Raw genomic sequence first — 374 nt, 5'->3', positions numbered from 1 at the left:
CTTGCACATTTTCAAGAACATCGGATTCACAAAGAATAGTAATCATTCTAGAATAAGCTGCTTCTGAAGGGATAGAGTCGGAAACTAAAAACCCACAGTCGAGGCGGAAGATCATGTCATGTTTTAATCGTTTCACTAAATCCTTAATAAATGGAATTCGTTCCGTAATTCTAGCGATGAGCGAATAAATCATCGCTGCATAGTTTAGCTCAACAGGCCTTCCAAAACGCGATTTCTTCGTTACCACAGCGAAGATCGGTTCAATGTCAATGGTAGAAAAAACAGCTTCAAACCGTTGGGTAGGTTCTAAATGATATAATTCTTGTAGGTCAAATAGGCTTCCTTGTCGTATAATAGTCATAGGGAGTCTTCCT

1 protein-coding gene is annotated in these 374 nt (G+C 39.0%); it reads right to left on the bottom strand.

Annotated elements, in window-relative coordinates:
- On the bottom strand, nt 1–361 hold a 361-nt coding region (locus tag ACTQ5K_RS25620), incomplete at its 3' end, for a transposase (protein WP_441994463.1).
- Between the last annotated feature and the right edge of the window lie 13 nt (nt 362–374).

This window comes from Niallia sp. Sow4_A1, assembly GCF_052116745.1.
Lineage (GTDB): Bacteria > Bacillota > Bacilli > Bacillales > Cytobacillaceae > Niallia > Niallia hominis.
This window is presented reverse-complemented; position numbering and strand designations above follow the sequence as displayed.